The following is a 23,595-nucleotide window of genomic DNA, read 5'->3' as shown; positions in this document are numbered from 1 at the left end:
TCAGAAGTGAAACGCCGTAGCGCCGATGGTAGTGTGGGGTCTCCCCATGTGAGAGTAGGGAACTGCCAGGCATCAAACAAAGACGAAGCCCTTCACGCAAGTGAAGGGCTTTTTCTATTGAATTCAAACGGCAGGTTCGCTACTCGACAGAGAGTAGGAATGAAGGCTTGGACTTCATAACGTCGCTTGCGACGGCCCGAAGGGGGAATAACGAAGTTATTCATCAACTGCCAGGCATCAAAAAGAGACGAAGCCCTTCACGCAAGTGAAGGGCTTTTTCTTTTGCATCAAATTCAACGGCTCATTATTTAAATCAGCATCATAAAAAACCCCGCTTGCGCGAGGTTTCTCTTTTAAACTCAATGTTTACTACCTTGTGATATCCCTATACCGGTTTGCGAACGTACAAATTGTGGATAGAAACGCAGCCTTTCTTGTTGTCCTTCGGCAGAATTATCGGTTATTGAGAAGAACCAGGTTGCCACAAAAGCGACGATCATTGAGAACAATGCTGGATACTCATAAGGATAAATTGGTTTTGCATGGCCAAGGATCTGTACCCAAATGGTTGGGCCAAGGATCATCAATACTACGGCCGTGATCAACCCTAACCAGCCTCCAATCATCGCACCGCGAGTGGTCAATTTTGCCCAATACATAGAAAGCAAAATAATCGGGAAATTACAGCTGGCAGCGATAGAGAATGCCAAACCCACCATAAATGCAATATTCTGTTTTTCAAACAAAATACCTAGTGCAATGGCTACGATACCGAGGATCACCACGGTAATTTTTGACACCCGCAGCTCGTCTCGTTCGCTAGCTTTGCCATCTTTGAAAACGCTGGCATAGAGGTCATGAGAAACCGCAGAAGCGCCGGCCAATGTCAGCCCAGCAACGACTGCCAGGATAGTGGCGAAAGCGACAGCAGAAATAAAACCAAGGAAGAAGCTGCCACCAACCGCATCGGCTAAATGTACAGCGGCCATATTGGTCCCACCAAGCAATGCCCCCGCGGCATCTTTAAACGCTGGATTTGAGCTGACCAGTACAATGGCACCGAAGCCGATAATAAAGGTCAGTATGTAAAAATAGCCAATAAAACCAGTAGCATAGAACACACTTTTTCGTGCTTCTTTAGCATCATTAACGGTGAAGAAACGCATGAGGATATGTGGCAGACCCGCGGTACCAAACATCAATGCCAGGCCTAGCGACAATGCTGATATTGGATCAGATACTAATCCTCCGGGGCTCATAATTGCGACGCCTTTCGGATGAATAGCAGCCGCTTGGCTAAAGAGTGTGTTGAAATTAAAATCGACTGATTTCATCACCATCAGCGCCATAAAACTGGCACCGGCTAATAACAAGACGGCTTTGATAATCTGCACCCAGGTTGTGGCTAACATGCCGCCAAACAGGACGTACAACACCATCAATATGCCAACCAGTACCACGGCAATATGGTAGTTAAGCCCAAATAGTAATTGGATCAGCTTTCCAGCCCCAACCATTTGAGCAATCAGGTAAAGTGCTACGACTACCAGAGAACCACAGGCAGAAAGGCTTCTGATAGGCTTTTGTTTTAGGCGATACGACGCCACATCAGCGAATGTATATTTGCCAAGGTTTCTTAATCGCTCCGCTATCAAGAACAAAATAATCGGCCAGCCGATTAAAAAACCGATTGAGTAGATTAGCCCATCGTAACCGGAGGTATAAACCAGCGCAGAAATCCCGAGGAATGAGGCCGCCGACATGAAATCTCCGGCAATCGCCATGCCATTCTGAAAACCGGTGATATTGCCACCGGCAGTATAATAATCCTGACGAGAACGGCTGCGCTTCGAAGCCCAGTAGGTGATGTATAACGTCGCACCGACAAACAGCACGAACATGACAATAGCTTCAACGTTCAGCGGCTGGCGCTCAACTTCACCGGCGATCCCTTCTGCGGCAATAAGCGGCGTAGCCAGTGTCAGTAAAGCCAGCCCCCCTAAATAACGGGCGTTCATTGCTGCACCTCACGCACGATATCCGCAGTTAAGCGGTCAAATTCTCCATTAGCACGAAAGACATAGATACCGGTGAGAACGAAAGAAATCACAATCAGCCCAACGCCAATTGGAATACCTCGGGTGATGGTGGCTCCTGCATACAGCGGAGTGCCGAGCCATTGCGGCTCGAAGGCAATCAGAAAAATAAAAGCGACATACAGTAACAATGTGATGATAGAAAGCAGCCAGGCAAACTGGCTGCGTTTATGTACTAATTCCTTGAAACGGGGATTGCTCTCAACCTTCTGTAAAATGAAATCATTCATATAAAAAGACTCCAAGAGGTATTGATTGAATTCACCGCCTCAAGGCGGTGATAGTTACGTCGGCTGTTTCATAGATTGTTTTTCTTCCAACAGTTTATCGACCACACTCGGATCGGCGAGTGTTGAGGTATCTCCTAGATTGCTGGTATCACCGGCGGCAATTTTGCGCAAAATACGGCGCATGATTTTTCCGGAGCGGGTTTTAGGCAACGAATCGGTCCAGTGAAGAATATCCGGCGTGGCGATGGCTCCTATCTCTTTGCGTACCCAGTTACGCACTTCGGTATAGAGCTCTGCTGACGGTTCTTCACCGTGATTCAGTGTGACGTAGGCATAGATAGCCTGCCCTTTGATCGCGTGCGGAATACCAACCACAGCGGCTTCAGCCACTTTTGGATGGGAGACCAGCGCGGATTCGATCTCGGCGGTACCAAGACGATGGCCTGAAATATTCAGTACGTCATCGACACGTCCGGTTATCCAGTAATAACCATCTTCATCGCGACGTGCGCCATCACCGCTGAAATACAAATTCTTAAACGGAGAGAAATAGGTTTCTTCGAAACGAGCGTGATCGCCAAACAGGCTGCGAGCCTGACCTGGCCAGGATTCAGCAATAGTTAGATTGCCTTCGCAAGCGCCTTCCAACGGTTTACCTTCGTTATCAACCAACAGAGGTTTTACCCCGAAGAACGGCAGCGTGGCTGAGCCTGCTTTCAGCTCTGTTGCTCCCGGTAACGGCGTAATCAAAAAACCCCCCGTTTCTGTCTGCCACCAGGTATCGATAATCGGACAATGGCTGTTGCCAATGGTTTTATAATACCAATCCCAGGCTTCCGGGTTGATTGGTTCTCCCACCGTTCCCAAAATGCGCAGGGAATCTCGATGCGTGCCTTCAATCGCTTTATTACCTTCAGCCATTAATGCCCTAATCGCCGTTGGTGCGGTATAGAGAATATTCACTTTATGTTTATCAACGACCTGAGACATACGACTCGTGGTCGGATAGTTAGGCACGCCTTCAAACATTAAGGTTACTGCACCACAAGCCAGTGGCCCATATAGCAAATAACTATGCCCGGTGATCCAGCCTACATCGGCGGTGCACCAATAAACGTCGCCAGGATGATAATCAAAGGCATACTTGAACGTCAGGGCGGCATAAACCAGATATCCCCCCGTGGTATGCAGCACGCCTTTTGGCTTACCGGTCGAACCGGAGGTATAAAGGATAAACAGCGGGTCTTCAGCGTTCATCTCTTCGGCGGGACAATCGGCGGATACACCTTCTATGGCCTCATGCCACCACAGGTCACGCCCTTCATGCCAGTTGCCTTTCTTACCGGTACGTTTAAACACCACGACGTTAGAGATACTGATAACCGCCGGGTTTTTCAGCGCATCGTCGACATTTTGTTTGAGCGGAATACCACGCCCGGCGCGCAGACCTTCATCGGCGGTGATCACCAGTTTGGCGTTAGAATCGATAATACGCCCCGCGATCGCATCTGGTGAGAAACCACCAAAGATCACGGAATGAATGGCACCAATGCGTGCACAAGCCAACATGGCTACTGCCGCTTCAGGGATCATCGGCATATAAATCGCCACCACATCGCCTTTTTTAATGCCCAGTTTTTTTAAGGTATTGGCGAATTGGCAGACATCATGATGCAGTTGCTTATAGGTAATATGCTTACTTTCGACATTGGGATCGTCACCTTCCCAAATGATCGCGACCTGATCGCCTCGTTCTGCCAGATGACGATCCAGACAGTTGGCGCTCAGATTCAGTGTGCCGTCTTCAAACCAGCGAATATTGATATTGCCGGGAGCAAAAGAGGTGTTCTTTACTTTCGTGAAAGGTTTAATCCAATCGAGAACCTTAGCCTGTTCTCCCCAAAAGGCGTCAGGATTCTCGATAGATTGTTGATAATATTGCTGATATTTTTCAGGTGTGATTAAAGTCTTTGCTGCAATAGATGCCGGTATCGGATGTTTATAATTATTGCTCATAATGTTTCTCCTCTGATTTGTTAATACTATGTCAATCAATAGTTAATACCAGATGAGTATGGAGGCTTTGTTTATTTTTTGAGTGGCAGATCACGGGAAGAGGAAGTAACAGGGCAGAGTTCTGCCCGTGGCTACTTAAAATTAGTGATTACAACCGGCTGGCACCAGATTAAGCAGTTGTAATATTAGCGAGCTAAAGATAAATAAGGGCTGACGATAGCGACTTGCTGCTTATCGAAGTCCAACTGCAATTGGCAGCCTAATGGCAGGGTAAGCATCGGATGGGTATGGCAGCAGTCGAAGCCATCAATAATAGGCAAAGATTGCCCATCGAGTACTTCTAGTAACACATCAATCGGCTGCCTTCCGCTGTTATTGTTATCAAAACCTTCATGTTTTCCTAGCACGATAGCCGATACACGCTCAAAGATACCGTTAAGTTTGAGCATCGCGAATGAGCGTTCTACCGTAGCAATATCATGCAGGCTATCTTCAATAAACAGAATATCGCCATGATTAATCGCAGGCATATAAGGGCTGCCCCAAATGCCAGACAAGGTATTCAAATTGCCGCCAATGACTCGGCCAGTCACGGTCCCGTTACCGAGAAAACGGCAGTGGTTGTCATACAGCGTTTTAGGGCGAACCGGCGTGACGTTATCCCAATTGAGTCTTTCATCGCTCCATTTTTCGGGCAATGTATAGCGGTAACCCTCTGCTTGTGGGTTGACCAATATATCGATAAAGCTGGCGTAAGTTGTGTTAACTAACGGCGGGAATTCACCAAAAGAGGCAACCAGCGCCGGGCCATAAAAAGTAATTAAGCCGGTTTGGGCATAAATGCCCAGCAGTAACGCGGTGATATCTGAATAGCCAATAATAATCTTTGGATCTGCACGCAGTGCGTCGTAATCGAGATAAGGCAGTATCGCATTGCTATTCATTCCACCAATCGTCGACATAATGCAACGCACCGCCGGGTCGCGAATCAGTTGATTCAGTTCTTCTGCCCGCGCCTGAATTGAACCCGAGCGATAAAAATCTGTCTTGCCGGTTAACTGCCCAGCCTTAAGATTAAAGCCTTTATTGTGCAAAAAGGCTTTAGCACGCTCAAAGCGATGGGGTGCTGTGGCGGTGGCTGGCGATGAGGCAGAGAAAAAACCAATGGTGTCGCCCAGTTTTAAAGGGGAAGCTAAGAGAGTGGGTGCTGTCATACTATTCCTTATATGCCCGTCATTCTTCGAGTTGCAGGCATTTGAATGTAGCACTTTTTTTCTGCGTTAGAGAATAGAGGTAAATCATGCTTCTGAGCATGATATTCACGTCTTCTTTATATAAATAACTAAGATTCAGACACGGATAAAGGTGACGATATTGTTATCTAGCCAACGCCACTGCCCTTCAAATAACAGGCCTGCTGGCAGAATTGGGCTTAGTGGCTCCACCAGACGTAGAGTGAATTTTTGAGTGAGTGGGGAGATACTTTCGATGTGCGCAGCGGAAAAATCAAACCAGGTGCCAACGTGAGCGAAAAGAGCTTTAAATAAGCTTTCTTTCGCCGAAAACACCAAAGTTAATGCAATCTCGAAAGATAGTGAACTGCTGTTTAACACCGCATATTCGGTTGCACCAATGATCCCATCGACCACTTCAGTAACACGATCGCTTTCGATCAATGACTCGATATCGATGCCGATCCCTTCTAAACCCTCGCCGCTCATTTTCGCCACCGTTGCGAGTGCGATATAACGGTTATGACTAATCGACCCCATCACATTTTCAGGCCACAGCGGTTGGCGGTGTGAACCAATTGCCGGAATTGTCGCTTGCACGCCTAAATGAAGGAGCGCATCGCGCGCCATTAGCCTGCCTGCGACGTGCTCTGCCTGACGGCTGACGACAGCTTTTTGCAATTGCTGATGATGCGGTAGTACCAGCAAATCAGCGGGAGAAAGGGTTGATGCATCAAAACGAATAGCGAAAATCTGCTGGTTTAACAAGGGCGCAGGCAGCGAGAAATTAAAGCAGAAAGAGTCAGTTTTCATGTGCAAGCAACCTATACAAGATAACCGCCGTCAGTGGCCTGACTGACGACGGTAACCTCTGCGATTAGAAGTGAGTATTCAGACTTACATAATAAGTTCTGCCAGGCTCATTATAAGTCGCCGCTCCAGCACCGTACATATAGGAATTCGTGGTGTCATTGCCGGTTGTTTGCGCGTTACCTTCACGGAACTGACGCTTATCAAAGAGGTTATCAATCCCTGCGGTGACGCTAACGTATTTGTTCACGTCATAGGTTCCACTCATACCGATAATCGCATAAGGGCTAACTTCATGCTTTTCGCTTCCCGTTACTTCTTGTCCTTTATAGTTGTACTTCTTCGGCTTCTGACGGCCATACCACGTCAAGGTTGATTGTACGGAGAGGTCTTCCGTCGCTTGCCAGCTCAAGGTGGAGTTGATGGTAAATTTCGGAATAATCGACAGGTAATCACCGGTGTCTTTATTCTTACTTTGAATCATATAAGTACCGTTATTATTCCAGGCGATGGTATCGGTAACCGGAATATTCAAGGTGCCTTCCAGGCCTTGTACTACCGCTTTTTTCACATTTTCCCAACGATAAATATCGCTGGCGCCATTGGTAGACATCCCGATAGGTCTGTAACCGGCTTCGATCTTGTTATGGTAATCATTGCGGAAATAAGTCACACCGGCTTGATAACCATCATGCTTGAACTCCAGGCCAATTTCTTTGTTGACGCTAGTTTCTGCATCCAAATCCTTATTACCGAGCAGGTAGCAACCAATACCATTGGCGGTAGCAGCACAGCCTTGCCCTCGGCTATACAAGATATAATTCGGGTTGGTTTGGAAGAGATTTGGCGCTTTGTAGGCGCGAGCGATACCCATTTTCAACGTGAAGTCATCGCCGAGTTCCTGTGACAAATTCAACGATGGGCTCCAGTTGCTGCCCGTCACCGAGTGGTGATCAAAACGTAATCCAGGCACCAGCTTAGTACTGTCGGTCAGCTCGATATTATCTTCTGCGAAAATAGAGAAAATTCGTGCTGAGGAGTAGGGGCTGCGGCCGGTGCTATCGATTCCTGGGATCGCACCGCCCATAAAGGTTTGGGTATTAGAAGAGGGATCTTTCATCTTCTGCTGGTTCCATTCAGTGCCGATAGTACCGGTTTGCGATACTAAGAGATCAAATGGAACGCTGATTTCACTATGTGCCAGGATGTCTTCTAGCTGAATAGTATTGAATGAGCCGTCAGAAAAAATACCCTCTGTGCCGCCGGCCAGCCCTTCGTTCATTCGCGTATTTCTGGTTTTTTCATACTGCACATAGTTGGTCGTTGAAACGCCGTTATCCCAGGCACCGCGATAATTCAAAGAGTAAGTCTGGCGATAAATACGGTTAGTCTCCTTACCGTACATCTTTTTTACCAACGCGCTGGTATTGGTATTTTGCGTATCACCTGCGTACAGATTTCCTTGGCGAGAATAACCGGTTTCAAATTCCAGCGACTGCATTGGGGCGAACTCCCAATGGAACAGGGCGTCGATATTTTTATCGATCACCCCTTCCCGTCCAGCGGGAATGGTATCGGCATAGGTGCCGGTACGTAACGAACGATTATCTTCATTCAAATACTGAGAATCGGCCTGTGTTTTACTGTAGCCGCCGAACATGCGGAAACTAAAATCATCGCCCAGCGGTCCGGAAAGGCTGAAATCGGTGCGCTTGGTCGACCCTTCCTTATCGTGTTGCGGCATATTCATGTAGCTATCCCAAGAACCGTGCCAGGCTTTGGTATCTTTTTTGGTGATGATATTAATTACCCCACCGGCCGCGCCGCTGCCATAACGTGCGGCGGCTGGACCACGTAGCACCTCAATACGTTCGATCATATCCGGCGGAACCCAGGCTGTGTCACCGCGGGTATCTCGCTCTCCACGCCAGCCTTGGCGCACTGAGTTTCGGCTATTTACCGGCATACCATCGATTAGCACCATGGTATTTTCCGGCCCCATTCCGCGAATATCAATTTGGCGGTTATTACCGCGCTGTCCGCTGGTGGAGTTACCGGTAAGGTTAATGCCAGGCATGGTGCGAATGAGCTCACTGATATCGCGTGCTGGTGGCCTTTTTTTGATTTCGTCAGCCGTGATAGTCGACACGCCGGGTGCCTGCAGGTTTTGCTGAGCAGCCGTAATCACTAATTTATCTTCAGTGTCGACCTCTTTGCTCTTTTTAGCTTTTTTGGTATCGCTGGTTGCCGTTTTATCACTATCAGTAGACGTGTTCGCCCCGGTTTCTGCGGCGAAAGAAGATAAAGAAAATGCTGATGAACCCAGAGCTAAACCAATAAGCGTGGCTAAAGAATAACGAGAGAGTGTATGTGTCATTTTAGTTCCTACCCTGAACTCCATCCTAAGAACTGCAGAGGAAAAACAAGGCAGTAGGATGGTCTGTTGTGATGTGTTGTGTAGCCAAACGTGAATGTGAAATGAGTAATTTTTCAGCTGTTCTAGACCGCTGATGAGCACCTTAAATACATGACTCAGTGCTCAATAAATACCCAGCCCCTGAAGCAGTAGCCTATTCGCGGTCACACACTATTGCAAATGAAAATAATTATCAATACTATTCAGCTTGGTGTTTGATCGTGATGCGATGGAGTGCATGGTATTAAGTCCATGTTCATGCTGAGAAATGTAGTAATCACAAAGTGAGTGGATGTTTTGAAATCAACACAATATTTGGAAAGCAGTCGACTATTAGCCAGTAGACATGCTGGAAGTCATCGGTGGTGGCTCGATATTGCCAGAGTGGGAACGCCTTGTATTGAACCCTTGCCAGATGGCCGCTGGAAAGCCACCTTCTTTTGGAAAGATCCGCAAGGTTCTGAGCTTACCTCTGCCTATCGTTGCGTCTGGATCAATATCAATTGTCTGACGGACCACCATCAATCGGCATCACCACAGAGCCTGCAACGCCTTAGCGGAACTGATGTATGGTTCTGGCAAACCACCCTTAATGCCGGCTGGCGTGGCAGCTACAGTTTTATTCCTAGCCTCGAAGACCATCCTTTCACACCTTCGACGGAAGATGCCCATTCTGCCATGCACAATGTGCGTAATTGGTGGCGTGGCATGTTTGGTCAGGCAACGCATGATTTACTCAACCATCGTCGTGCATGGCAGGGCGCTAAAGGGCATTTTCTCTCCGGTGTCTCGATGCCGGATGCGCCAGCACAACCCGCTTGGCAGGACTTTGATAATTACGCTACGGCCAGCGGTCGTTGTATGCCAGCGCCCCCGGCATGGTTACAGCAACATCGCTGGACCAGTCAGCGTCTTGGCAATACACGTAATGTCTGGGTTTACACCACAGGCCATAGCGACGTGACTCATCGCCCGTTGGCAATCTTGCTGGATGGGCAGTTTTGGTCACAACAGATGCCTATCTGGGACCCTTTAATGCAGCTCACCAGCCAGCAAAAGCTGCCTGCCGCGGTGTACTTACTTATCGATGTTATTGATAGCCAGCAGCGCGCCAAAGAATTGACCTGCAACGAAGATTTTTGGTTGGCAATTCAGGAAGAACTTTTACCGCAGTTAGCACAGTGGGCACCGCATAGCAGCGACCCGGCGAAAACCGTGGTCGCAGGCCAAAGCTTTGGTGGTCTTTCTTCACTTTATGCAGGTTTACATTGGCCACAGCGTTTTGGCTGTGTACTTAGCCAATCGGGATCGTTCTGGTGGCCGAGACGTGATTTATTGCAGGCGAGTCAACAGCCGCAAGATGGTTGCTGGCTACTTCAGCAAATTGCTCAAGGACTCGGTAACACATATCCGCTGAAGATCTTTATGCAAGCGGGTGTCCATGAGCGTTTGATTGATCACGTCAATGAACGATTAGTGGATATGTTGCAGCACAGCGCACATCAGGTGAATTACCAAAAAGTAGAAGGTGGGCACGATGCCTTATGCTGGCGCGGTGGATTACTTGATGGCTTACAGGCCTTATGGGCACCGCAGTTTACCTCAAGCATTAAACGTGTTTGCCGACAACAGGAGTGACTGCTGTGTCAGAAACGTCTTCAGCATTAGCCACACAACACACCAGCATTGATCTACCAACCCGAATCGATCTGCCGCTGGTGGCCGCACAATCAGGGATCTGGGTTGCCGATCAGATTTCATCTCATCACAATGCCTACGCGGTAGCCCATTACATCGAGCTTAACGGTCCGCTGGATAGTCAATGCCTGATCGCAGCGATTACGCAAGGATTGGCAGAAGCGGATACCTTGCATATGCGCTTTGAAGAGCACGATGGCGTGCCGATGCAGTGGCTTGATCCTTCGCTCGAGCTGCCCGCTGTGACGGTTATTGATCTTAGCGGATCGGCTGATGCGGAATCAGCTGCTATTGATCGGATGCGTCAGGATCTCAATAGCGATCTGCGAATCAGCAGCGGTAAGCCACTGGTCTATCACGCATTAATTAAGCTCTCAGCCCAGCGCTGGTTCTGGTATCAGCGTTACCATCATTTAATTATCGATGGTTTTAGCTTTACGGCGATTACGCGGCGTATTGCCGAGATATACAGCAAACTACGCCACGGACAGCAGGCAGAATCCACGCCATTTACCCCTTTTAGCGAGGTGGTGGCCGAATACCTTCGTTACCAAGATTCGACAACCTATCAGCGCGATGCGAAATTTTGGCTGGAGAAAGCAAGTCAATTACCGCCTCCGGCGAGCATGAGTCAGCAGCCGTTGGCGGGGCAATCTGCTTCCACGCGTATTCATCGACTATCACAAGCTTGCGATCCGCAGGCTTTTGCTAAATTGGTCACCTTTGGTCAGCAACATAACCTGACGGCCTCAGATATTGCCTTCGCGCTCGTTGCGCTGTGGGTATCGCGTCTGAGTGGGCAGACTGACTTTAGCGCCGGGTTCATTTTTATGCGCCGAGTCGGGTCGGCAGCTTTGTGTGCGACAGGCCCGGTGCTCAATGTTTTACCCGTAGAAATGCATGTCGATCCACAGTCTACCTTGTGCTCACTGGCCATGACTTTAGCGCGAGAGCTAAGAACCGTGCGCCGTCACCAGCGTTACGATGCTGAACAGATCCAACGTGACCTTGGCAGTATCGGCGATAGTCAGCCGCTGTATGGCACCGTATTCAACTTCAAAATGTTCGACTTTCGCCTGGATTTTGATGGTATTGAAGGCATCACACATGAGCTGGCTTCAGGGCCGGTGCGCGACATGGAAATCGCGCTTTATATTGATGACGCAGGCGCGTTAACTGTTGATGTACTGGCTAATGCTGAGCGTTACCAGCCGCAAGAGTTGGCTGCGCATCTACGGCGCTTACCCCTATTAATCGAGCAGTTTGTCGCTGAGCCGCAATTAGCGGTGGGGCAGGCCAATATGCTCTCCGACGCCGATCTGCAGTTATTAAATCGAGTGAACGATACTCAACATCCACTGGCCCCGCAGACCTTAAGCCAACGGCTAGCCGAACAAGCTCGCAGCACGCCCGAAGCGCCGGCGTTGTCTGATAACGAGTATCAATTTACGTATCGGCAGACGCGAGAACAAGTTATCGCTCTGGCTCAGCAATTGGTTGTGCAGGGCGTTAAGCCCGGCGATATCGTTGCGGTTGCCTTACCGCGCTCAGTGTTCTTATCGTTGGCACTGATGGCGATTGTCGAGGTTGGCGCGGCTTATTTACCGCTAGATACCGGATATCCTGACGAACGACTGGCGATGATGCTTGAAGATGCCGCCCCGCGATTGATTATTAGTAATGCGGTGCAACTTCCACGATTCTGTCAGCAAGGTGTCGTTTTTCTCTATGAGCAGTTGCTGCCAATTCAAGCTGATTTGCCACAAACCTTTATTGGGCCAACGCCCCAACATCCGGCTTATGTGATCTTCACTTCAGGGTCGACCGGGCGGCCAAAAGGTGTGGTGATTGGCCATCAGGCTATCGTTAACCGTCTGCTATGGATGCAACATCAATACCCGCTCGATAGCCACGATGTGGTGCTACAAAAAACGCCCTGTAGCTTTGATGTTTCCGTCTGGGAATTCTTCTGGCCACTCATGGTCGGTGCACGATTATTTATGGCTCCGCCGGAGGCGCATCGAGACCCGCAGCAGCTACAGGAATTAATCGCTCAGCATCAGGTTACTACTATGCACTTTGTACCGTCGATGCTGGCGGCGTTTGTGACCGCATTAGATAGCGAACACGCTGTGGTGCAGTGCCAGTCGCTGCGTCAGGTCTTTTGCAGTGGTGAGGCCCTACCAACGGCGCTGTGCCGCGAATGGCAGCGACGCACGGCGATACCGTTACACAACCTTTATGGCCCGACCGAAGCGGCGGTAGACGTCAGCTTCTACCCTGCCTGGGGAGACGCGCTGGCCGCCGTCAGCGGAGCCAGCGTGCCTATCGGCTTACCAGTATGGAATACTCAGCTGCGCATTCTAGACGCACGTTTACGTCCGGTGCCGCCTGGCGTGGCGGGGGATCTCTATCTGGCGGGCGATCAGTTGGCCCAGGGTTATCTGGGACGACCGGATTTAACCGCCAGCCGCTTTATCGCCGATCCTTATGCTGAAGGCTGTCGTATGTATCTCACCGGTGACGTTGCCCGCTGGCTGCCGGGGGGGGAAGTCGAATATTTGGGACGCAGCGACGATCAACTGAAAATTCGCGGCCAGCGCATCGAACTGAGCGATATTGACCACGCATTGTTGTCATTACCCGGCGTACAACAGGCGGTGACTCACGCGATGATACTCGGCAATGTCGCGACCGACGGCGGTGATGCTCGCCAGTTAGTCGGCTATCTGGTGGCGCAAGTGGGCGCACATTTAGATACCGATAGCCTGCGTGCTACGTTAGCCGAGCGTTTGCCCGCGCATATGGTGCCTGTCGCGTTAGTCGAGCTGCCGGCATTACCCTTAAGCGCCAACGGCAAACTGGATCGCAAAGCCTTACCGCAACCCAAAACCGCCCAAAAGGCCGCGGGACGAGCTGCCCATCCCGGTGTAGAAAGCACGATTGCACAACTCTTTGCCACGCTGTTACAGCGCGACCAAGTCTTTGCCGACGATGATTTCTTCGCGCTCGGTGGACATTCGCTGCTGGCAATGCGACTGGCTGCTGAACTGCGTCGCGAGTTGGACAAGCCCGTTTCTGTCGGACAAGTAATGGTTGCCTCGACGGTTGAACAACTGGCGACACTACTTAGCAAAGAAGGCTCGCAGCAAGATGCCGATAGCGCAGGTTTCGGCGCCGTCTTGCCATTACGTACAGGTAAAGGCCCAATCCTATTCTGCCTGCACCCAGCCTCAGGTTTTGCTTGGCAATTTAGTGTATTAGCGCGTTATCTCGACCCGCAATGGTCGCTGGTCGGCATCCAATCCCCGCGCCCGGATGGCCCGTTGGCACAGTGTGAAAATATGGATGAGGTGTGCGAAATTCACCTTAATACTGTGCGTGAAGTTCAGCCACACGGCCCTTACCATTTCATCGGCTACTCGCTGGGCGGCACGCTAGCACAGGGCATTGCTGCACGCTTGCAAGCGCAAGGTGAACAGGTCAACTTCCTTGGTTTATTAGATACTTATCCACCAGAAACGCAAAACTGGGGGGATGTACTTGATGATGAGGTATTGCAAGAGGTGCAACGTGAGCGGCAACAGTTCATGGCCGTTTCTGAGGAAACCCTCGACCCGGCGATGGGCGAAGCGCGCAACAATATGTTCGATAACATTGAAGCCAACTACGCCGACTCTGTCCGTCTGCTTACCAAAACACACACCGCCCGTTTTACAGGGCAAGCCACGCTTTTTGTTGCCATGCAAACCTTACAACAGGACATGGACGTGCAGAAAACGTGGTCAGAATATGTGGATACCTTAGAGGTACACGAGCTTGATTGCGCGCATGTTGATATTGTTTCGCCAGCGTCATTTGAGAGGCTGGGGCCTTTAATCAATAAGTGTCTTAAGTCAGGCCGGACTTAGAGGCGGCTTTGTAAAACCTTATAACGGTGCAAATTTCGGTTGTGGAAGCAATGACCGTGCTTTGTACGGTTTTGAAAAACTAGGAACGGTGAATTTTTCGGTTTATCAGCTGTGGTTATCAATATAAGTCCGCAGCCTAAACCGACCGAAGGGGCGGTAAGCGCCGCCCCTTCAGGCTTCCCGCGCTTTTTTACTACTTCAACTTTGTATCCAGCGGAGGCCATGTTTCAGTGGCTTCCGTTATAGCGCAAATGCCAGCCTTCCAGGCTCCCCGCCTCCGGGTTCAAGCCAATGATAAATCTATTGTCTTTCACCACTGCACCGGTGGCATTTTGAGTGCGCTTAGTGGCTTTTAAATCAACGGCAACTACATAAAGACAAAGGCAGTTTATCTTTGGAATTTAAAAAGCTTGGTGGCGCACTCAAAATTTCACTGACGAGTGGTGGAGAGACGGCGAAGCAGGCTCGAACCCGAGGAAGGAATGGCGGAGCCATGAAATTTGCGCCTGTCGCTGCGGTGGCTGAAACATAGCCTAGTTGAAATCCGATATAACACATTGGAAAGGCGCAGGATTGCAAAGGAGCGCGCCCACGCGCCTTTGCTCGGTTTCGGCTGCGAGGCCGCATTGAGAACTGCAATTCGGAAACCGAAAAACTCACCAGTCTGGTATTAATAACCGCCCAAGCACGGTCATTGCTTCCACAACCGAAAATTACACCATTCTGGTGTTGATAACCGCTTAGGCAACCGTTTCCCGGCTTTCCAAAGCCGCCCTAAAGCTCGGCCATAGCTTTAAGCCCTTCCGGCTACAGGAAGTCTCCCGGAGTTAGACCAAACTCCCCCCAACGGGATAATGAGCGGCGTATGCGCCACCGGATCTTCAATAATCATGCACTTTAGGCCAAAGACCTCTTCCACTAATTCAGCTGTGACAATCTGCTTGGGACTGCCTTCGGCCAGGACTTTGCCGCCTTTCATCGCAATTAAATGGCTGGCGTAACGGCAGGCGTGATTGAGGTCGTGTAGTACGACGACCAAAGTGCGGCCATTTTTCAGGTTTAGCTCGCGCATGAGCTCGAGCAGGTCAATTTGGTGGGCGATGTCCAGCCAGGTAGTAGGTTCGTCTAACAGCAATAAAGGCGTTTGCTGGGCGAGAACCATCGCAATCCATACTCGCTGGCGTTGACCGCCTGAGAGGGTATCTACCGCGCTGTCTGCCAGCTCGGTAATACCGGTGGCTTGCATGGCTTCATCTACAGCTTGCTGATCTTCTGGCGTCCAGCGTTTAAATAAGCCTTGATGAGGGTAGCGCCCGCGGGCCACCAAATCCATCACGCTGATGTCGCCTGGAGCGTTCGAACTTTGCGGCAATAGGCCAAGCTGGCGTGCGACTTCTTTGGTGGCATAGCGGCTGATCTGCTCGCCGTTGAGCCAGACGCTACCTGCCTGCGGCTGCATCAGGCGGCTGAGGGTTTTCAACAAGGTTGATTTCCCGCAGGCATTCGGGCCGATAATTACCGTCAAGCTGCCTTCTGGAATCGCGACCGACAAGTCTTGAGCCACGATCTTTTTATCGTAACTTAGGGTGAGATTTTCCCCTCGCAATGGGGAGGGCAACAGCGGTTTACTACTCATTTTCGTCGGGACTCGCGGACAAGTAAGCCAATTAGGTAAATCCCGCCGAGGCTAACGGTTAACACGCCGACCGGGAGTTGATAAGGCAGGAATACGCGCTGGGCGATGACATCAGCGGCTAACAGAAGCAATGCGCCGCATAGCGCCGCCAGAACCAATGGTTGTGATTGATTAGGGCATAAACGGCGGGCTATCTGCGGTGCGACCAATGCAATAAACGAAATAGGACCGGCAACTGCGGTAGCGGCCGCGGTCAGCGCTACTCCCGCGAGCATCAACAATAGTCGAGATGGTTCGACAGAGACGCCAAGGGCACAGGCAGTATCATCGCCCATTTCTAAGAGCTTCATGCGTCGCGACAACAGCAGCGCCATCAGTAATGCAATAACAATCAGGCCAATCACCGGCGCGCTTTTGGCCCAGGTGATGCCGTTTAGCGAGCCGGCGTTCCATAGCCCGGCGCTGAGTGCCGACTCGAGCGAGGCGCTGATCAACAGCCAGGTATTTCCCGCCATAAACAGGGCACGCACGGCAATGCCCACGATAATCAACCGGAAGGTTTCTACACCGTTGCGCCAGGCCAATAGATAAACAATAGCGGCGGTGAAAATACCGCCAACCATCGCACCCGTTGTGATGCCGGCGATCCCGCTGTTAAACAACACCAGCGCGATCAGTACGCCGCTGTAGGCACCGCTATTGAAACCAATAACATCAGGGCTACCGAGGGGATTACGCATCAGCGATTGGAAAATAGCGCCGCTCACGCCTAAGGCCGCGCCAATGATCAGCGCCATGCTTACGCGCGGTAAACGCCATTGGTTGACGATCACTGAGAAATTACGCGGGCCTTCGCCACGCAGTGCATCAATCACCTGAGTTGCGCTTAACGACAATGTGCCGGTTCCCAGCGCATAAACTGCTAGCAGCAAGCAGATACACAGCAGCATAAGTGCAATAAGCCACTGGCGTGAGAGAACCTGACGAGGCGCGGATATCGCAGGGCGAGTAGTGAGTATTGTCACAATTAGCCCCTTCGCAGCATGGAACGCTGACGCACCAGAATAATCAGCACTGGCGCACCAAGCAGCGCGGTAATAATTGACACTCTTAACTCACCGGCCACCAACAAGCGGCCAACGATATCCGCGGTCAGTAATAAGATCGGGGTCAATAATAGCGTCCAGGGTAATGCCCAGCGCAAGTCTGGACCGGCTAAACGGCGGGCAATATGCGGCATCATCAAGCCGATAAAGGCGATAGGCCCAACGGCAGCGGTTGCTCCACCACACAACAGTGTTACCGCCAGCAGCCCGGCTAGTTGTGTGCCTGCGATACGGGTTCCCAACGCGGTTGCCAGTTCGCTTCCCATACTTAATGTATTTAATGCACGGGTCATACCTAAGGCAATCAGTGCGCCGAGGATAATCGGCGGCGTCACTGTACGAACTACCGCCATATTACGAATATCCAGCGAGCCAGCCTGCCAGAAGCGCAGCTGATCAAAAACCTGCGGGTTGAGCAACGAAATACCCGATGACATCCCTTCGAGTACTGCCCCCAACGCCACGCCTGCCAGCGTCAAACGTATTGGGTTGAGCCGCCCACCACCGATAGCGCCGATCATTGCGACGAGTAATGTGGCTAACATCGCGCCGACAAAGGCAAACCATAAATAGTGGCCAACGTCTGTGGCACCAAAGAAAGCAATACCGATCACTACGGCAAAACTTGCACCGGCGTTGACGCCAAGAATGCCAGGATCGGCCAGCGGGTTTCGGGTAAGGGTTTGCATTAATACGCCAGACAGACCTAGCGCGATACCGGCTAAAATACCTGCCAGCGTGCGTGGAATGCGAGCATCGCTGACGATGACACAGTCGGCACTGTTACAAGTGCCGTTCAGCGCAGAAAGCACCGTTGCAAATGGAATAGACTTTGCGCCAATAGAGAGGCTGAGTACCACGACGCAAAATAATAGAACGGCAGCCAATAACATGCCGCCGACTTGATGCCAGCTGGAACGGGTGGGGCGCGTTAATGTGGACGCAATTTGAGAAGACGGCGGCAGAGTTCCTCTGCGTAAAAGCCTAACCATGGCAACCTGTTATATCAAATTGAATGATAATGATATTTATTATCGTTATTGATTGTATTTGTCTATGGTAACATGACTTATCGACTTAATGCAGCCTTCGCGCTGTGCCTTTTCACCCGTTGTTATGGGAATGCTATGGATAAGCCCTCGATTTTACTCAATTTTGGTCTGCTAAAAACCCACCCTGACTTTCGTGCGGTCTTCTGTGCTCGCTTCATCTCTATTGTGGCGTTAGGCATGCTCGCTATCGCCTTACCGGTACAAATACAGGCGATGACTGGCTCGACGATGTTAGTGGGTCTGTCGGTAACGTTAGCGGGATGCGGTATGTTCATCGGTCTGTTAATGGGCGGTGTTATGGCGGATCGCTATGAGCGCCGTCGATTGATCCTGTTTGCACGATCTACCTGCGGTATCGGCTTTATTGGTTTATGTATCAACGCACTTTTGCCGACGCCCTCGCTAGTGGTGATTTATCTGTTATCTGTATGGGACGGTTTTTTTGGTGCCGTGGGGGTCACCGCGCTATTGGCAGCTACGCCAGCTTTAGTGGGGCGAGAGAATATGGTGCAAGCCGGGGCGTTGAGTATGTTAACCGTGCGCTTTGGCTCTATTTTATCGCCCGCGATCGGTGGTCTGGTGATTGCCAGCGGCGGCGTGGCGTGGAATTACGCCTTAGCAGCGATAGGGACGGCATTAACCGTATTGCAATTGTTACGCCTGCCACAGCTCCCTCCGCCGCCACAACCGCGTGAACACCCGTTAAGAGCGCTGATTAATGGTGTCGGTTTTCTATTCCAAAACAAAGTTGTAGGAATGGTTGCCCTCATCGGCGCATTGTTAACCATGGCCAGCGCCGTGCGGGTGCTTTATCCGGCGATAGCGCAAATCTGGCAAATAGATACGGCGCATCTGGGTTATATGTACGCGGCGGTACCGCTTGGGGCGGCGATTGGAGCTTTCACCAGTGGACGGATTTCGCATTCCGCTCGCCCTGGCTGGATGATGTTGATCACGGCGATTGCCGCATTTGTTGCCGTTGGGCTATTTGGTTTGATGCCTTGGTATGGTTTGGCCCTGCTCTGTCTGGTGGCATTCGGTTATCTCAGTGCCATTAACTCATTGCTGCAATATGCGCTGATCCAGAATCTGACGCCGGATCATTTCCTCGGGCGGGTAAACGGCTTATGGACAGCGCAGAACGTGACGGGCGATGCATTTGGTGCATTATTATTGGGGGCGATGGGATCGTTGATGTTGCCGGTATACAGCTCAACAAGTTTTGGTTTTGGTGCAGCCTTACTTGGCGTGGTACTGATTTTTGTCATGGGCTCGTTGCGTCGGGTTGGCAGCGTCGTTAAAGCGCCGACGCCGCCAGTCGCCGTAAAGGCTAGTGAGCAGTAAATTGCTTTTCCAACAGCGTCAGGATGTTGCTGGCGCTGTAATAGTCCAAGCGAAAATTATCATAACCCAGCGCGAATACCTGATGGTTTTGCACCGCGGGTAATTGCGCTAAGAATTTATTTTTCATCAGCCGTTCGGCATCGCTATCATCACCGGAAAACAGAACCAGGCTTTTGCCGTTAAGCCCTTGCGCCATATTTTCCCCGCTCAATTGCACAATATCTTTGCGCATCCCCTGACTGGTACTGCTATTTAAATCAGCGGGAACGGTTGCCAGGGTAAAGCCCAGTTGTTCTAAAAATTGCCCTTGCGACGATTCTGAGGTCCACAGATTGGCGGCTTTGCCGTCAGCGCGATACACCAATGCCGATACAGGTTGTGGCGGTAGCTGCAATCGCTGCTTCAGCGCTTTTTCTCTGTCATCAAATTGTTTAACTACCTGTTCAGCCTGAGCTTCATGGCCGGTTGCGCGCCCGAGTTGCAGCGCCAGATCCTGCCAGCTTTTATCGTCATAATTAACCACCATGACGGGGGCGATGGTCGACAGTTGATCGACCAACTTCAGCGCCGAGTCACCGCCAGTTGCTGATACCAGAATCAGGTCAGGTGCTTCACCGGCAATGGCTTCCGCATTGGCCTCACCGATATAGAGGCGTTTAACGTGACGCTGTTTAGCGATATTGCCCCATTGGCGGAAAAAACCTTGATCATCGGCGATGCGCGTATTGGGTGTCGTTGCACCGCTGGCAATGACCGGCGCATCAATTGCCAACAAAGTGCCGGTTACCGTCATGCTGGTGGAAACAATACGCGTCGGTGCCGCTGACAATGTTATCTGTCCGTGAGAAGTATCTATCTGGCGTGGCCATCCTTCCGCTGCCTGTGCGCTGCTGAGTTGCAGGGCTAAAAGTGCGCAACTGAGCGCCAGATACGAAAATAGAGTTCTCTTCATTAAGCTCAATCCTTAGATGTTAAATGCTAATAAGTCTTCATTTTCAGTGTAAAGACTAAGTGAGGCCGATGGAAAACGCTTTAACGTAACATTTACTCTGATTGACATCGCCAAAGCGGTGACGTAATTTACGCTCACTTAAATACAAATGATAATCGTTATTATATCGCTTATCATTATCTGGATGGAGGGGAGACTGATGGATATAGCAGTGAGTGGGGTTAGCGGCAGTGCTTCGCAGACAAGGAAAGGGCAGCAGCGTAATGCTCCTGTATCCCCGACCTCCGGTTTCTTCTTCACCTCACCGTTTCGAAGTCTGGTGACTGAGGGGTGCTTTAGCCGAGTGACAACACCTGCTGCGGATGGCGATAACCTTCAGGGTGAGTTTCAGCAAGTGGTCAAGCAGGCCTTGGCCTCTGCCCGACGTGCTGGAATTGCACATCCGGTTTTGTGTGGTGCGATCCCCTTTGATACCAGACAACCGTCGTCGCTGTTTATCCCTCAGGACGTGCAATGGATTGAGCGTCAGGATGTATTGAGTCAACCGGCAACCACAACCACCGGCTCCGCTGACATCCTCAGTTTACGCGAGCTTCCTTTGCAGCAAGAATTCATGCAAATGGTCAGCGATGCTGTGGCAGCTACATCCGCACCACAGCTTGATAAAATCGTGTTGTCACGTTTGCTAGAAATTGAAACTCAGCAACCGTTGGATCGCCATGCCTTAATGACCCGAATGATTGTACAAAATCCGTTGGGCTACCATTTTCATGTGCCGTTAGAGCAAGGGGCGCTTTTTGGGGCTAGCCCAGAGTTGCTGCTGCGCAAGTCGGGCAATCAGTTTTATTCCAACCCATTGGCCGGTTCTGCAAGGCGTGAACGCGATAGCCAACAAGACAACGCGGTCAGCCGCGCGCTGTTGTCCTCCAGCAAAGATCTTTATGAACATCGTGTCGTTACACAGGGCATGCAGCAGGTATTAGCGTCGCGCAGTCGCCATTTACACATTCCCGACTCGCCAGAATTGCTCAGCACGCCAACGCTCTGGCATCTGTCGACGCCAATTGATGGTGAAGTGGCCGATAGCGCTGAAAACGCGCTGTCGCTGGCCTGTTTGCTGCATCCAACCCCGGCACTATGCGGTTCGCCAATGCTTGCCGCTCGAGATTTGATTGCCGAGCTCGAGCCTTTCGATCGTGGCTTATTTGGCGGCATTGTTGGTTGGTGCGATGAACAAGGCAATGGGGAATGGGTCGTGACGATTCGCTGCGGCACGGTTGATGCCAATCGCGTACGTCTGTTTGCCGGGGCTGGCATCGTGCCTGATTCTTGCCCGCAGTCAGAATGGCGAGAAACCGGCGTGAAATTGAACACCATGTTACGTGCTTTAGGTCTAGATCAATAAGCCTTTATAGATCAATAAACTGGTCTAAATCGGCAACTTCCAGGAATAGGAACAGATTACATGAGTATTGCTTTTACTCCATGGCCGGAGGAATTCGCGGGACGATATCGCGAACGAGGTTATTGGATTGACCGTCCGATGACGGATATCGTGGCACTGCAAGCAGAGAATGACAGTATCGCCTTAACGGACGCCCAAGGCAGCTTGAGCTATCGCCAACTGAATGACTATTCTGACCGTCTGGCGTCAGCCTTTACGCAGCAAGGTCTGGTGGCCGGTGATACCGCCTTGGTACAGCTTGGCAATGTCAGCGAATTTTATATCGTGTTCTTTGCCTTACTGAAAATCGGCGTTGTACCGGTTAATGCATTATTCAGTCACCAGCGCAGCGAATTAACCGCGTATGCGGCGCAAATCAAACCGGCGCTACTGGTGGCGGATCGTGAACATGGCTTGTTTGCTAACGATGATTTTCTCAATGAATTACGTCACCAACAGGCTTCATTGCGCTGTGTGGTGCTGCGTAATGAACTTAGCAAAGAACACTCTCTTAGCGCGTGGTTAGAAACATCGGCAGAAGACTTTGTTGCTACACCAACGCCTGCTGAGCAAGTGGCATTTTTCCAGTTGTCCGGTGGCAGTACCGGTACGCCAAAACTGATCCCTCGTACTCACAATGATTACTACTACAGCGTGCGCCGCAGCGTAGAGATTTGCCGCTTTACTGCCGATACGCGCTACCTGTGCGCCTTGCCAGTTGCCCATAATTATCCGATGAGTTCACCGGGGGCTCTGGGGGTATTTTGCGCAGGCGGTCAGGTGGTGATGGCAACCGATCCGAGTGCTCAGGTCTGTTTCGCCCTGATTGAACAACATCAGATCAACGTGACCGCGCTGGTCCCACCGGCGGTGACTCTGTGGCTACAAGCCATTGATGAGTGGGGCAGCAATCAGGCGCTTGCCAGTTTGCGGCTATTACAGGTCGGTGGTGCCAAGCTGAGTGAAACCTTGGCTAAGCGTATCCCCGCCGAAATAGGTTGCCAGTTACAGCAGGTGTTTGGCATGGCGGAAGGCTTGGTGAATTACACCTTACTTGATGACGATGCCAAACATATGTTTACCACGCAAGGTCGCCCAATGTGTCCCGATGATGAGCTGTGGGTGGCCGATGATGAAGGAAATCCGCTGCCGCAAGGGGAAACCGGGCGCTTAATGACGCGCGGCCCTTATACCTTCCGTGGCTACTATCAGAGTCCTGAACATAATGCCGAGGCTTTTGATGCCGAAGGATTTTATTGCTCGGGTGACCTGATCTCTCTCACCGCTGATGGTTATGTGCAGGTGCAGGGGCGACAAAAAGATCAGATCAATCGTGGCGGTGAGAAAATTGCGGCGGAAGAGATTGAAAACTTACTGCTGCGTCATCCTCAAGTGATTAATGCCGCGCTGGTCTCCATGCCCGATGCCTTAATGGGCGAGAAAAGCTGCGCCTTTGTTGTGACGCAAACACCGATTAAGGCCGTAATATTACGCCGCCATCTACGTGAACTGGGCGTTGCTGAATTCAAATTACCCGACCGCTTTGTACTGGTTGAAGGTTTGCCGTTAACGCCAGTAGGCAAAGTCGATAAAAAATTGCTGCGCCAAGGTCTTGAGCAGCAGCATTCCACTCTGGCTCAGGGAGAATAATA

15 protein-coding genes are annotated in these 23,595 nt (G+C 50.8%); 5 read left to right on the top strand and 10 right to left on the bottom strand.

The window, feature by feature from the left end:
• Positions 1 to 359: 359 nt before the first annotated feature.
• The 6 genes from actP to ACL9RG_RS12900 all read right to left on the bottom strand — a co-directional run bounded on the left by actP (position 360) and on the right by ACL9RG_RS12900 (position 8,761).
• Positions 360 to 2,018 carry a cation/acetate symporter ActP gene (actP, locus tag ACL9RG_RS12925; protein ID WP_422793018.1) on the bottom strand — a complete coding sequence of 553 codons (1,659 nt, stop codon included), beginning with the start codon at positions 2,016 to 2,018 and terminating at the stop codon, positions 360 to 362.
• A complete protein-coding gene (locus ACL9RG_RS12920; protein WP_422793017.1) occupies positions 2,015 to 2,326 on the bottom strand; it encodes a DUF485 domain-containing protein in 312 nt (103 codons plus the stop codon). The genes actP and ACL9RG_RS12920 overlap by 4 nt, the downstream gene beginning before the upstream one ends.
• A 54-nt stretch (positions 2,327 to 2,380) precedes the next feature.
• Positions 2,381 to 4,342 (bottom strand): acetate--CoA ligase, encoded by a 1,962-nt coding sequence (gene acs, locus ACL9RG_RS12915; protein ID WP_422793016.1) that lies wholly within the window; start codon positions 4,340 to 4,342, stop codon positions 2,381 to 2,383.
• A 185-nt stretch (positions 4,343 to 4,527) separates the two neighbouring features.
• Positions 4,528 to 5,556, bottom strand: a complete 1,029-nt coding sequence (locus ACL9RG_RS12910; protein ID WP_422793015.1) for a S66 family peptidase — start codon at positions 5,554 to 5,556, stop codon at positions 4,528 to 4,530.
• A 135-nt stretch (positions 5,557 to 5,691) separates the two neighbouring features.
• Positions 5,692 to 6,387 carry a 4'-phosphopantetheinyl transferase family protein gene (locus tag ACL9RG_RS12905; protein WP_422793014.1) on the bottom strand — a complete coding sequence of 232 codons (696 nt, stop codon included), beginning with the start codon at positions 6,385 to 6,387 and terminating at the stop codon, positions 5,692 to 5,694.
• Positions 6,388 to 6,451: 64 nt separating this feature from the next.
• Entirely contained in the window at positions 6,452 to 8,761 is a 2,310-nt protein-coding gene (locus tag ACL9RG_RS12900; RefSeq protein WP_422793013.1) for a TonB-dependent siderophore receptor, read from the bottom strand.
• Positions 8,762 to 9,097: 336 nt separating this feature from the next.
• Between ACL9RG_RS12900 and fes the strand changes: the two genes are divergently transcribed.
• Both fes and ACL9RG_RS12890 read left to right on the top strand, forming a co-directional pair.
• Positions 9,098 to 10,438 carry an enterochelin esterase gene (gene fes / locus ACL9RG_RS12895; protein WP_422793012.1) on the top strand — a complete coding sequence of 447 codons (1,341 nt, stop codon included), beginning with the start codon at positions 9,098 to 9,100 and terminating at the stop codon, positions 10,436 to 10,438.
• 71 nt (positions 10,439 to 10,509) lie between these two features.
• A complete protein-coding gene (locus ACL9RG_RS12890) occupies positions 10,510 to 14,409 on the top strand; it encodes an enterobactin synthase subunit F (RefSeq protein WP_422793029.1) in 3,900 nt (1,299 codons plus the stop codon).
• Between the two features lie 793 nt (positions 14,410 to 15,202).
• Here the strand turns inward: ACL9RG_RS12890 and ACL9RG_RS12885 are convergent.
• From ACL9RG_RS12885 to fepD, 3 genes are all read right to left on the bottom strand, one after another.
• Entirely contained in the window at positions 15,203 to 16,045 is an 843-nt protein-coding gene (locus ACL9RG_RS12885) for an ATP-binding cassette domain-containing protein (RefSeq protein WP_422793011.1), read from the bottom strand.
• Complete coding sequence (fepG, locus tag ACL9RG_RS12880) at positions 16,042 to 16,995, bottom strand: iron-enterobactin ABC transporter permease (protein WP_422793028.1); 954 nt, start codon at positions 16,993 to 16,995, stop codon at positions 16,042 to 16,044. Before fepG ends, ACL9RG_RS12885 begins: the two co-directional genes overlap by 4 nt.
• A gap of 77 nt (positions 16,996 to 17,072) precedes the next feature.
• Positions 17,073 to 18,044, bottom strand: coding sequence for a Fe(3+)-siderophore ABC transporter permease (gene fepD / locus ACL9RG_RS12875; protein WP_422793027.1), 972 nt, complete (start codon positions 18,042 to 18,044; stop codon positions 17,073 to 17,075).
• Between the two features lie 234 nt (positions 18,045 to 18,278).
• On the opposite strand from fepD, the gene entS reads away from it, so the two are divergent.
• Complete coding sequence (entS, locus tag ACL9RG_RS12870) at positions 18,279 to 19,547, top strand: enterobactin transporter EntS (RefSeq protein WP_422793010.1); 1,269 nt, start codon at positions 18,279 to 18,281, stop codon at positions 19,545 to 19,547.
• Here the strand turns inward: entS and fepB are convergent.
• A complete protein-coding gene (gene fepB / locus ACL9RG_RS12865; RefSeq protein ID WP_422793009.1) occupies positions 19,534 to 20,499 on the bottom strand; it encodes a Fe2+-enterobactin ABC transporter substrate-binding protein in 966 nt (321 codons plus the stop codon). The two genes, entS and fepB, sit on opposite strands and share 14 nt — an antisense overlap.
• 199 nt (positions 20,500 to 20,698) lie before the next feature.
• Between fepB and ACL9RG_RS12860 the strand changes: the two genes are divergently transcribed.
• A complete protein-coding gene (locus ACL9RG_RS12860) occupies positions 20,699 to 21,904 on the top strand; it encodes an isochorismate synthase (RefSeq protein WP_422793008.1) in 1,206 nt (401 codons plus the stop codon).
• Positions 21,905 to 21,964: 60 nt separating this feature from the next.
• On the top strand, positions 21,965 to 23,593 hold the full coding sequence (locus ACL9RG_RS12855) for a (2,3-dihydroxybenzoyl)adenylate synthase (protein WP_422793007.1): 1,629 nt from the start codon (positions 21,965 to 21,967) through the stop codon (positions 23,591 to 23,593).
• Positions 23,594 to 23,595: the final 2 nt, after the last annotated feature.

The organism is Rouxiella sp. Mn2063, from assembly GCF_049319665.1.
Taxonomy (GTDB): Bacteria; Pseudomonadota; Gammaproteobacteria; order Enterobacterales; family Enterobacteriaceae; genus JBMOUD01.
The sequence above is the reverse complement of the archived record's forward strand: the minus strand, read 5'-3'. Positions and strand labels throughout refer to the sequence as shown.